8 protein-coding genes are annotated in these 13,350 nt (G+C 30.3%); 6 read left to right on the plus strand and 2 right to left on the minus strand.

Annotated elements, in window-relative coordinates; genetic code table 4:
• Positions 1-82: 82 nt before the first annotated feature.
• Positions 83-3,010, minus strand: a complete 2,928-nt coding sequence (locus ACWXVJ_RS00170) for an AAA family ATPase (protein ID WP_455965940.1) — start codon at positions 3,008-3,010, stop codon at positions 83-85.
• Positions 3,011-3,391: 381 nt separating this feature from the next.
• On the opposite strand from ACWXVJ_RS00170, the gene ACWXVJ_RS00175 reads away from it, so the two are divergent.
• The 6 genes from ACWXVJ_RS00175 (at position 3,392) to rnc (ending at position 8,934) form a co-directional block, all read left to right on the plus strand.
• Positions 3,392-3,913 carry a hypothetical protein gene (locus ACWXVJ_RS00175; RefSeq protein WP_438340500.1) on the plus strand — a complete coding sequence of 174 codons (522 nt, stop codon included), beginning with the start codon at positions 3,392-3,394 and terminating at the stop codon, positions 3,911-3,913.
• 81 nt (positions 3,914-3,994) lie between these two features.
• Positions 3,995-5,251: a serine hydroxymethyltransferase gene (glyA, locus tag ACWXVJ_RS00180; protein ID WP_455965942.1), complete on the plus strand. Its 1,257-nt coding sequence runs from the start codon at positions 3,995-3,997 to the stop codon at positions 5,249-5,251.
• Between the two features lie 14 nt (positions 5,252-5,265).
• Positions 5,266-5,571: a hypothetical protein gene (locus ACWXVJ_RS00185; protein ID WP_438340502.1), complete on the plus strand. Its 306-nt coding sequence runs from the start codon at positions 5,266-5,268 to the stop codon at positions 5,569-5,571.
• The gene (locus ACWXVJ_RS00190) at positions 5,558-7,204 is read left to right on the plus strand and encodes a DAK2 domain-containing protein (RefSeq protein WP_455965944.1); all 1,647 of its coding nucleotides are present in this window, start codon (positions 5,558-5,560) and stop codon (positions 7,202-7,204) included. Before ACWXVJ_RS00185 ends, ACWXVJ_RS00190 begins: the two co-directional genes overlap by 14 nt.
• Positions 7,205-7,214: 10 nt before the next feature.
• Positions 7,215-8,234, plus strand: a complete 1,020-nt coding sequence (gene plsX, locus ACWXVJ_RS00195; protein WP_444704900.1) for a phosphate acyltransferase PlsX — start codon at positions 7,215-7,217, stop codon at positions 8,232-8,234.
• On the plus strand, positions 8,224-8,934 hold the full coding sequence (gene rnc / locus ACWXVJ_RS00200) for a ribonuclease III (RefSeq protein WP_455965946.1): 711 nt from the start codon (positions 8,224-8,226) through the stop codon (positions 8,932-8,934). Before plsX ends, rnc begins: the two co-directional genes overlap by 11 nt.
• A 64-nt stretch (positions 8,935-8,998) precedes the next feature.
• Here rnc and ACWXVJ_RS00205 read toward each other — a convergent pair whose 3' ends face one another.
• Complete coding sequence (locus ACWXVJ_RS00205; RefSeq protein ID WP_455965948.1) at positions 8,999-13,333, minus strand: PolC-type DNA polymerase III; 4,335 nt, start codon at positions 13,331-13,333, stop codon at positions 8,999-9,001.
• Positions 13,334-13,350 lie beyond the last annotated feature (17 nt).

The raw sequence follows: 13,350 nt of genomic DNA on the forward strand, positions 1-13,350 counted from the left end.
CATAGGAGGGATGTCTACTTTTTCATCTTGCTATTTTTGTACATAACAAACCTATATTGCATCATTTTTTAATTGCTTTAATTTAATTCTTTTCAATTAATCTTGATGCTTCAGCTAGGTTTACGCTAAAGAAAGTTGTAACACCTCTTTTCTGCATTGTTGCACCATAAAGTTTATCAACCCTTTCCATTGTGCCTTGGCGATGAGTGATAACGATAAATTGTGTTTTTTCTTTAAGATTTTGTAAGAATTCTGCAAAACGGATTACATTTGCTTCATCAAGTGCGGCTTCTACTTCATCTAATATACATAATGGCAATGGCTTTGCTTTTAATAGGGAGAATAATAGTGAAATTGCAATAAGTGCTTTCTCACCCCCAGAAAAAAGTTTTAAATTTTTGATAGATTTGCCAGGCGGCTGTGCCACAACATCAATTCCACTATCTAGAAGATTCTCTGGATCTGTGTATCTGATTTCTGCCATTCCACCACCGAACATTTTTGAGAAAACAAACTTTATTTCCTTATTTGCAAGATCAACGGTGTTAGTTATTCTTTCAATTATTATCTTATCCATTTCACTAATAACTTCTTCAATTGTTGTTTTTGCTTCAACAATATCTTTTTCCTGCTTTTTGACTTCATCGTATCTATCCTCTGTTTCTTTGAGTTGTTCGATTGAGTCCAAACTTACATGGCCAAGATCTTTTATATCATTTTTTAAATCAGAAACGATTTTTCTTGCTATTTCAAAATCTAAATCTGCTATATAAAACTCTTTTGCTGTCTCAAAAAGCATATTATATTGTTCTGAAAGTCTTTGTTTTGCATAATTAATAGCTGCTTCTGATTTTGCTTTTTCTGCTATTTGGATAGCATTTTCACTAATGAGTTTATTTAAATCATTATTAGCCGCGCTTTGTTTTGTGTTTGCTTCTGCAAACTCTTTTTTAGCAACTTGTAATAATTCATTTTGAGAAGTTTTGTTTGTTAAAAGATGGCTTCTTTCAAGTACTAGTTTTTGAATTTCATATGCAATGTTAACAGTCTCTAGCTCTTCTATTTTTTCTTTTGATATATTTTCATATTGAATTCTTAATTCATCAAATTTTGCCAAATCATCGTTTTGTATAAGTTCTTGTTTTGATAAATTAAGGCTTAAGTTTGAGAATAAACTAAGTAATTTTTGAATTTCTTGTTCTAGATCATTTAATTTTGTTTGACGTTCAGAAATTATTTTTAACAGTTCTGGTTTCAGTGATTCAATCTTTTTTATTTGCTCATCAAGGCCAAATGCTGATATGTTGTCGCTTTTTTGCCCCCCACTTAAAACACCACCAACTCTAATTATGTCTCCTTCGAGAGTGACAACCATATAGCGTTTTTCAAGTAGCTGTGATAATCTATTAGCATTTTCAATATTATCCGCAACCAAGATATTGCCTAATAAAAATTTTCTTAAAATATCAAACTCACGTTCAGTATAAACTAACTCTGATGCAATACCCAAAAACCCTTTTTGAGTTTGGGCTACAACAATATGGTGTTCCGAAACGTATTTAGGATTTATGGATGCTAATGGAATAAAAGTTGCTCTACCACCATTATTTTCTTTTAGGAATTCAATAGCCTTAACAGCTGTTTCAGAATTATCAACAACTATATGTTGTAAGGCTCCTGCTAGAATTGTTTCAATAGCAAGGCCAAATTTAGCATCAACGCTTATAATTTCTGAAACTAGAGCCTTATATCCTTTAAATAAATGCGAGTTTTCAACAATATTTTTTGTCCCTTTTTGTAAATTGCTTTTGCTTTGTTTTACTTCATGAATATAATCTAATTTTGAATTTATTTTTTGTAGCTTTTCTTTGTCGTTATCTAGTTCTCTTTTAAGGTCATTTTTTTGAGCCGAAATATTTAAGATAGATTGATTAATGGTGTTGATTTTTTCTTTTTGTTGTTTAATAAAATTTTTAGAAAGTGAAATTTTTGTGTTTAGGCTACTTAATTCGTCTTTTAGGGCTTCTCTTTTTTGCTCTACGTTTGCTTCAATACTTCCACTAATAAGCATTTCACGTTGTTTTGATTCCCTTGCAGATCTTATTTCTAAATCATTAATTTCTCTACTTATTTCATCAATGCGAGAAGTTAGATTAATAATCGCAGCATCGAGTTCGACCATGAGATCGTTTTTTTGCTTTGTTATATCATTGTAAAGTTTGATTTTTATTTCAAGATCCTCTTTTTTTTGACTATAAATCATTGAATTAGCGTTTAGTTCATCTAACTTTTCTGAATGAGCCATAAAATCGTGAACTAACAATGAGACTTCAACTTCTTTAAGTTGTTCGCTCATTATTTTATATTTCTTTGCTTTCTCAGCCTGTTTTTGCAAAGGTTTTATTTGTTTTTCTAATTCCTGTACAACAATTGCTATTTGATCTAAGGCTTCTTGCGTTCTTTCTAATTTGCGCAATGCTTCTTGTTTTTTTGAGCGATACATCGATGTTCCAGATGCTTCCTCAAAAATTTCTCTTCTTCTTTCAGGTGTTGCCTCAGCGATATCAGAAATAGTTCCTTGCCCTATAATTGCTAATGATGATTTTGAAATGCCACTTTGCATAGCAATTTCTTTAATGTCCTTTTGTCTTGCTACTTCGCCATTTATATAGTACTCATTAGCACCTTTTCCTCTATTTAAGACACGAGAAATTGTAAAAAAATCATGGGGAATATTAGCGGCACGATCACGATTATCAAAAGTAAGTATGACTTCTGCGCGATTCATTTCCTTTTCTGTTTTTGAGCCCGCAAAAATTACGTCCTCCATATTGTCACCACGTAAAACTTTTGAACTAGTTTCACCTAAAACTCATCTGATAGCATCATTAATGTTTGATTTACCTGAGCCATTTGGTCCAATAATTGCAACAACACCGCCGTCGAATTTTAATGTAACCTTATCAGCAAAGGATTTAAAACCATGTGATTCAACTTGAATTAATTTCATTATTTTCCTTTCCGTTTTTCAATGAAGACTTAAAAATAATAATATAAATTATTATAATAACTATTTTAAAAAGGCTTAGCAAAAAATATTTTTTTCAATGTTGTTGTTATAAAAGCCATTTTTGATAATAAATTTATAATGAATTAATAAATTGTTTTCATTTTATTTTAAGCACGATTATTCATTTTACAATACAAGTTTGTTAGTAATTTTTATTAAAGTTTTAAGAGTAAAAATAAGAATAAAAATTAATCATTAAAGCATATAAAATAACTTTTTAAAAAAAGTGTAAGTTTATTGTAAAAAGCCTTATAGTTAAATATTTTTTTAATTTTGATAAAATTAATAAAAATAAAGCTTTATTAGTATTGAGGTACCAATATGTCCAATAATAAAAAATGAAAAAATAAAAAAATTAACATTAATAACTATAGAACACTTGAGGTTCAAAAGCAAAGAAAAGCATTATCTAGCTCTTGAAAGATAGCTTTAACTGGTTTATTCCTAGTAGCAATTCCTTCATTTATTTTATTTATTTTGCTCGGCCGAGATGGATGGGCATTTGAAATAACAAAAAAAATGGAAAGATGGTCTATGCTCTTGCCTATTGCTATTGGTATTGTTATTATTCAAACTGCAGTTGTTTCTTTAATAGTTTTTAAATTTAAGGTTTATAGCAGTAGTTCATTTGTTTTTTTAGTTCCATTCGCAATTGCTATGGCTTCGTTCTTAGTTTCATCAGGCGTTGAAGAGTGGCCTTACAGAGTCATGCCAGCTGTTGGTCTTGCATTTTTATCGTTACCAATATTGCTTGTGTTTAAACATATTGAAAAAAAGAAAAAAGAAAAACAAAAATTACAGTTTGAACAAGAAGAAAGAGCAAAAAGAACATTACTAGACTAAATTAAGTTTAGTTTTTTATTTTATATCTAAATTAGTTTTAAATTAAGCCAAAATAAAATATTTACTTTCCAAGGAGATTATATGTATAAGAAAATTTCGCTAATTGATAAAGAAATTGCAGAAATAATCAATAATGAAGCAAAGAGACAAACTGACCATATTGAATTAATTGCCTCAGAAAATTACGTTTCTGAGCAAGTACTAAATGCTGTTGGATCGTGTTTGACAAATAAATATGGTGAAGGATACCCTAATAAAAGATACTATGGAGGTTGCGAATTTATTGACCAAATTGAAACATTAGCACAGGAAAGGGCAAAAAAACTCTTTGGTACTAAATTTGCAAATGTTCAACCATATTCAGGATCAGTTGCTAACGCCGCTGTTTACATGGCCTTGTTAAAACCGGGCGATAGAGTATTAGGTCTTTCTCTTGATTCAGGAGGTCATTTGACTCATGGTTACAAAATCTCTTTTAGCGGAATTTTTTATGAATCATATACTTATTCGGTTGACGAAAATGGAGTAATAGACTTTGATGAAGTCTTAAAAATAGCCAAAAAGGTTAAACCTAAGATGATTATATGCGGATACTCAGCCTATTCGCAAATTGTAGAATTTGATAGATTTCGAGATATTGCAGATGAAGTAGGTGCATATTTATTTGCAGACATATCGCACATCTCGGGGTTAGTGATAGCAAAATTGCATCCATCACCAGTAGGTTATGCCGATGTGATTATGACAACAACTCATAAAACACTAAGAGGGACAAGAGGTGCAATTATTCTAACAAATGATGAAGAATTGGCTAAAAAGATTGATAAGGCAGTTTTTCCTGGTTGCCAAGGGGGAGCCTTGTTTCATCAAATTGCTGGTAAAGCTGTTTCTTTTTATGAAGCGCTTCAACCTGAATTTATTGATTATCAAAAACAGTTATTGATTAATTCAAAAGTTTTTTGTCAAACTTTTATGAATAAAGGAGCGAAAGTTATTTCTGGTTTAACAGCAAATCATCTTTTTATGATTGATGTTAAAAGTACATATGGTTTAACTGGTAAAGAAGCATCAAGAGTATTACAAGAATGCAATATCACCGTTAATAAGAATTCAATACCGAACGATACAGAAACACCATTAGTATCTAGTGGCATTAGATTAGGGTCGGCCGCCATGACTTCTCGTGGTTTTGGCGAAGATGAATTTATCATTTTAGCTAACCTAATGGATAAGTTGTTAAGAGATCCAAATAATGAGAATTTAAAAACAGTTATTAAAAAAGAAGTAGCTAAACTAACTAATATGTTTCCAATAAAAAGAAGTTACATCAAAAATTAATGTTAGAGGTTTCAATGTTAGAAAAATTAGAAACAGATATTAAGAACTGAATTGGTTCAATTGCTGGCGTAGTTGATTTTAAGGCTTTGGATGAAACAAATATGGTTAATTTTGCTAATACGGGAATAGTTGTGGAAAAGATGCCGAAACAAAAAAACGGAATTTCTGTAACTATTGGATTAATAATTTTGATAAACTTAAATGCAAAAAACCTAGTGGAAGAAATATACCAAATCTTAACCTACAAGCTAAAAAGCGAAAATATAAAATTATCAAAACTTTGTGTTTTTATAAAAGGAATAAGTAATGAAAAAAATTAACGGAAAACAATGGCTGGGCGCTATTTTGTCTGGTGCTTATAATTTAAGCAACAAACAAAATCTTATTAATGCATTGAATGTTTTCCCTGTGCCTGATGGTGATACAGGGTCGAATATGACATCAACAATTATTGCAGTTGAAAATATTAAGGCAGATGAATTTAGCAATATTTCTGATATTTCCAGTCAAATAGGTCAATCATTATTATTTTCCGCCAGAGGTAACTCTGGGGTAATTTTAAGCCAAATTTTCAAAGGTTTCGCAGTTGCTTTCAAGGATAAAAAAGAGATAAATTCTTATGATTTGGTAAAAGGGTTTGAGGAGGCTTATAAATACGCTTACAAAGCTGTTTTAAAACCTGTTGAGGGGACAATATTAACTGTTATTAGACAAACATCAGAAGGGTTGAAAGAAAAAATTCTTATTGATAGTGATATTACTGACGTTTCACGTGTTGCCGTGGAACTTGCTAGAATAAGTTGCGATCATACACCTGATCTATTACCGGTTTTAAAAGAAGTTGAGGTTACTGATTCAGGAGGTGAAGGTTTGTATGTTATTCTTGAGGGAATGCATTTATACTTTCAAGGTCAACCTATTACGCTTTTGGAAAAACAAACTGAGGTAAATAAATTTATATCTGATAATGAAGTTTTTGATGGTGAGTTTGGTTATTGCACCGAGTTTATTGTCGAATTAAAAAATAAGAAAAAATTCAAAAAGGATTTATTAATTTCGAAATTAGAGAAACATGGTAGTTCAATGGTTCTTGTGCAGGATGACTCATTTTTAAAGGTTCATATTCATGTCACTAGACCTGGTGATGTTTTAAATATTGCCAACAGCTTGGGACAATTTATAAAAATTAAGATTGAAAATATGACCTTACAAGCTAATGATAGTAAAAGAAATAAAAATGATAATAATAGTAATGATCAATGTTGTGACGATAATCAACATGATTGCGGCCCAATAAAAAAGACCGCTGTAATCTCATGCAATTCTGGAACTGGCATTATTGATCTTTTGAAAGAAAATGGTGTCTCGTATATTGTTGAAGGTGGGCAAACTAATAACCCATCAATAAATGACATTGTATCCGCTATTAACGCCGTAAGAGCTGAAACTATTTTTATTCTTCCAAATAATAAAAATATTATCCTCTCAGCCCAACAAGCCTCAACTATCGTGCAAGATAAAGAAATTATAGTAATTCCAACAAAATCACAGGCTCAAACACTAAGTATTTTATTTAACTATAGTGAGGAAAATAGTGTTTCTGATAATCAACAGCTAATGAATGATGCTCTTTTAAATATTCATTATGGCGAGGTTTCTCCTTCAATTAAAACTACTAAACTCAACGGTATTAAGGTTAAAGCCGGTGATTTTATGGCTATAAAAGAAGGGAGATTGAAAGATACAGATCCAACATTTAATGGTGCAGCAATAAAATTACTTCATGAATTAATTACTCCCGAAACGCAATTAGTTAACATTTTTTATGGCCAAGATGTTACTGAGTCAGATATAGATGAATTACAAAATTATATTGAAATAAATTTTGATGTAGATATCGAAATACACAATGGTGGTCAAAGTATTTATCCTTATTTAATTTCAGCGGAATAGGAGAATTGAAATGAAAAAAATAGTTTTCGATGTAATGAATAATGATAATGGTTATAAAGAGGCAATCCAAGGCGCATTGGCTTTTATGAGTAAAAATAAGGATTATCAAATTGCCTTAGTTGGCGATAAAAAACTTATTGAAAAAGAAATTAAAAACAATACTTATTTAATAAAAAAAGAAGATTTTATAATTATTGATTCGCCCAATTTAGCAACCATCAATTCTTCGATAAGAGACGTTTTAAAAAAGCCATCATCAATGTTGGATGCTTTTAATTATTTAAATGAGAATGATTTTGATGCAATCTTGAGCAGCGGTGATAGCGGGTCTTTTATTTCATTAGCAACCCTAAAAACAAAAAGATTACCAAACGTTTTTAGACCTGCTTTTATGCCCATATTGCCTACAATGTCTGACCATTTTTCCCTGTTATTAGATGCCGGCGCAAATATTGATACACCAGCTCAATATATTAACAACTGAGCTATTGTAGCTAGTAAATATTTTGAATTAATTTTTAAAAAATTTAACCCAAGTATTGGATTGTTAAATGTTGGCACTGAGGAATATAAGGGTAGCCAAAATATCAAAAACGCTTACACGCTATTAAAGGAAAATAAGAAAATTAATTTTTATGGATTTATTGAGCCTAATGATGCTATTGCCGGAAAGGTTGATATTATTTTAGCTGAAGGACAACAAGGAAATATATTTCTAAAAACTCTTGAATCTTCATTTATTAATTTTGGGAAACTTCTCAAGAAAATAATTTATAAAAATATAAAAACAAAGATAGCGGGTCTTTTTTTAAAAAATGATTTGAAAAAATTTAAAGAAAAATTTGACTACCGAAATATTGGCGGTGCATATATAATTGGTTTAGAAAAAATTGTTGTTAAAGCTCACGGCGGTTCTGATGAATTAGCATTTGAAAACGCATTAAACCAAATTAAGCTTTTGCTAGAAAAGGAAGATTTTATAAAGAACCTTTCAAAGCAATTGGGGGATATTGAAAATAATGAAATTTAATGGTAGTGATTTAAAAATCCTAGATAATGTCTTGCCCTTTTTAAAACAATTGGGAGTAAAAACAAAAGAATTAAGTGATGAACATTTGTTTATTTTAATAACTGCATTTACACATAAATCTTTTACGAATGAACATAAGACAAGACCTCATAATGAATATCTTGAATTCATTGGAGATGGTGTATTACAATTTATTGTAACAAGTTGAATTGCCAATAAATTTCCGCAATATGAGGCAGGTTTAGCAAGTAAATTAAGAAGTAGTATAGTAGATAAAAATAACCTTGCCAAAATTGTTGAAAAGTACTCATTATTTAAATGATTAAGATATGGTAATTCTGCATTTTCCAATGGAACTAATATCAAAACAAAATCTAATCTTTATGAAGCATTTATAGGTGCTATATATTTGGTTTATGGTATTGAGGGGGTAAAGAAAATTACTGACCTAACATTATGAGAATCATTTAATTTGCAATGTAACAAGACCCATGTGCATCCTAAAAGCGAGTTGCAAGAATTGCTACAACAATTTAGTCATTCTAGAATTGAGTATGTTACCGAAATGCTTCCTAACAATGAATTTGGTTCTATTGTGTTGCATGAATCTCAAAGATATGGCGAGGGTTATGGTAAATCTAAAAAAGAAGCTGAAACCAATGCTGCAATTAATGCGTTGAAAAAATTAAGAAGAAAATAAATAAAAACGTCTTTTATGTTGAATACATACAAGACGTTTTTTAATTATAATTAAGGTTATTTTGTTAAAATAATTCAACTTGATTTGTATCATTTAAATTATCTAATATACCTAGTTTTTTTAGTTCGGAACAAATCTTAGAATTTACTTTTCCTCTCTGGCAAAGATCTTCGATAGATAAAAATTCTTGCTGATTTCGAGCATTAACTATTTGTTCTGCAACGGTATCACCTAGTCCATCAACAACAATAAATGGCGGTATTAAGGATTTGGTTTTTTCATCAACAATTCAATCTTTGGAATGAGATATTGATAAAGAAACGTTTTGAATTTTAAACCCTCGAGCATACATTTCCTTTGTTATTTCAAATGTGGTAATTAATGCTGACTCTTTTGTTGAAAGCGCATTACTTATATCGTTCTTTCTCTTTTTTAAATTCATTAGTTTTATATCAACGCTAGTATACCCTTTTGACATTGTTTCAATATCAATTGCATCTGGTCTTATTGAAAAATATGAAGCGTAAAATTGTAGAGGATAATAAAGTTTATACCAAGCAATTCTTCAGGCCATAATAACATAAGCCGTTGCATGAGCCTTAGGAAACATATATTCAATTTTTTTTAGTGAATTAATGTATCAGTCTGGAACATTATTTTTTATTAATAGTTCCTCTTGCTCTGCGGATAAGCCCTTACCCTTACGGACTTTTTCCATTATTTCAAAGGCTTTTAATGGTTCGATATTTTTTCTTATTAATTCTTGCATAATATCATCACGACAACATACACAATCTTTTAATTTAAATCCTTTTTTGACTAACTCTTCAGCATTTCCGGCCCACACATTAGTTCCGTGACTTAGACCACTTAATAAGATTAAATCATTAAATGTGCGTGGTTGCGCTTCTCTTAACATGTTTCTAACAAAACCCGTTCCAAACTCTGGCAAACCATAAGCACCTGTAGTTTCACCATCAATCATTTTTGGATCGATTTTTAGCGACTCAGTTGTATAGAATAACTTCATAACTTCTGGGTCAGATTTTGGTATGTCTTTGGCATTTGTTTTTGTTAAATCTTCAAGCATTTTTATTGTTGTTGGATCATCGTGACCTAGTAAATCAAGTTTTAAAACATTATCATGAATGGATTCAAAATTAAGGTGTGTAGTTTTTCATGAACTATTAACATCATTTGCAGGATAATTAACAGGTGTAAAGTCCTCAACATCAAATTCCTTGGGAATAATAATAATTCCTCCCGGGTGTTGCCCTGTTGTTCTTTTAACCCCGGCCGATTTATTTGCTAAGAAATCAAGAAAAGTTCTTGATCACGGTGTTTCACTTAATCGCACTTCTTCCATATATTTTCGGCAAAAACCATATGCGGTTTTTAAGGCAATTTTAGATATAGTTCCGGCCCTGAATGAATGATTTTCACCAAATAATTCCTTAACTAAATTGTGAATTTTTGGTTGATAATCACCACTGAAATTTAAATCAATGTCCGGAACTTTGTTAGCTTCAAAACCTAAAAAGGTTTCGAAAGGTATATTATGCCCATCTTTTGAGAGTTTTTTATTGCAATTTGGACAATTCTTATTAGGGAGATCCCATCCTGAATATATATTGGGATCATTATTTCATTCAAAATATTTGCATTCCAAACATAAATAATGTGGTTCAAGTGGATTAACTTCTGATATTTCTGATAGGTTAGCTACTATCGAGGAACCTACTGAGCCACGACTACCCACTTGATAACCATCTTCATTTGAACGTTTAACTAATTTATGGCTAATTCAATAAATTACTGAGTAACCATACTTAATAATAGGGTTTAACTCTTTTTCTATTCTTTCAATGATTATTGGATCAGGACTTTTTCCATATTTTTTATAAAGATTTTCATATACTAAATTACGCAATTTAGTTGGTGAATCATCAAAGGTCGGAACATACAATTTATCTTTAATAACTTGTATGTTCTCAATTTGATTAGCAATTTTTTTGGGATTATAAATAACAATATCTTTAATTAATTTTTCATCGCCTAAAAAAGCGAACTCATCTAACATTTGTCTAGTTGTTAGATATTGCAACTTTGGTTGTGTTTTTCTTTTTAATCAATGTACCCCACCGCCAAGCGAAGGAGCGTTAATGTAAATGGCATGAATAGTTTTTTGAAAATCATAAACATATCTTGAGTCAGATGTTGCGACACACATTTTGTTAAGCTTTTTGCATTTTTCGATTAAGTCATGATATGCGAATTTAAGATTTTCTCATGAGATAAGTTCCTCGCCCTCTACTAAATACACAAAAGATGAAATCGGTGGCAATTCAATATAATCAAAGTTAACAATTTCTTTTTCTATTGATTCATTTGTACCCAGGATTATTTTGTCCCATAATTTTGAGCGATGTGTCCCTGAACCAAACAAAATATTATTGTATTTTATTTTATCCTCAATGTAAAACTTTGGACCGTCATTATAATTTTTTGTTAGTGATGAAGATAGAATATTGAATAATTCTTTAAGCCCTCTTTGGTTTTTTGCTAATACTCTTATTTCGGAAGACATTATTCTGTTTGATCATTGTGTAGCATCAGCATTTAACAGCTCGGATGCACTAAAGATGTTTTTTTCAATGGCTAATCTTGTGATCATTTTTAATCAGACTTGAGCCAAAGCATGAGCATCATAATCAGCCCTATGAGCGTCGCTAAATGTATAAATAACATTATGTCTCTTACATACATAATTCATTTTATGCCTTGCTTCACTTTTATCTAAAAAATATGAAACCCATAAGGAGTCAACACAAATTAGATTGCTTGTATCAAGACCTAATTGTCTAAATTTTTCCATACACATATTTATATCAAACGCAGCATTGTGCGCTACACCAATGCGCCCGTTTAAAATAGAATGGATTTTTTTAATTCCCTCTTCAGGGGATAGCCCCCCTTCTAAAAGTTGTTCATTTATTTTGGTTAGTTCTTTGATTTTTTGGCTTAGTGTCTTTTTTGTTTTGATAAAAAACTGAATTTTTTCTACTATTATGCCATTTTTAATTATTGTAGCTCCAAACTCAATAATATCGTCAAAGCGGCATGATAGTCCTGTAGTTTCGAGGTCAAAAACAACGTACTCAGCTTCTTTTAAATCAAAATCCTTAAATTTTTCATATCCTTTAAAAATTAAATTTTTCTTTGAAATTGTAGATAGTGTTGCTCCGTATATAGGTTTAATTCTTTTTTCTTTTTTTAAGGCATTATAGAAAGATGGAAAACTTTGCACATTATCTAAATCCGTAATTGCGATAAATTCATGGCCATATTTTATGGCGGCTTTTATATATTCATTTGGGGAAGAAATTCCGTCTTGAACACTCATGTGTGTTCTTGTGGCTAAATCTATTCTTTTTTCAACCTCATTATCTTCGGCTAATGAAGTTATTGGCTCTGTTTTGGTAAACGCTTGCGCACCGTATGCCATTATAACCTTAGCTTGTGTAAATTTGTCATCAGTTAGCATACCCGTTACATAAATCGTATCGCCTTCATTGATAGAAGGTTTTTCTTCTGATTCGTTTTGAATAAAATTGACAGAAATAGCTTCGTTATAATCTGAAATTTTTAATGTTAAAAGGCGTTTGTTATTTTTTAACGATTTCCATTCTAAAAAATAAATTTCCCCCTTTACAATAACTCTTAGTTCTTCAAATGTTGTTAAGGCGGTAGCAATATCCATTTCAACTAATTTAGCCTTAGGTTTTGCGTAATATTTTTGGCCGCTACTATTTGTTATATTTTTATCTGGATTTTTTTGTGAAAAACTTAATTCCTCTTTTTGTTGAATTGAGTAGGAGTTTATTAAATTGTTTATGGTTTTTTTCTTACTATTATTTGAATTATCAGCTAATTTATAAATAGGTTTAAGAAATTCAAATCCTATTTTTTCTAGTCCTTGAACAATTAGGTTATTATTTTGTTTGAATTTTTCATATGCAGTTTTTAATGGAATAAGAAAATTTATTTCATTGTCAGTCACTTCTATATGAGCCGAATTTATAAAACCAGAAATGTCATTCAATGAAGGAAAACTTTTATCAATAACATATTTTAGATAGTCAGCAATGTTTTTTTTATCTAAAATAACATTTTGAATAATTAAATTAATGCGGCATTTTGGAAATCGAGACTCGACAGCTTTATGAAATTTCTTATATTCATTGATGTTAATATGTTGATCAAATTGTACATCAAAAACTCAGTTTTCAAATCCCTCTTTAATAGCGGGATGTACTAATAAAAGTTTAGCACCATCAAATTCATTAGATGGCTCAAATTTTACTTCTTTACATAGTTGTTTAAAATATTCATCCATCATATGAATTACCTCCAAAT

This window comes from Mycoplasma sp. 773, assembly GCF_053851515.1.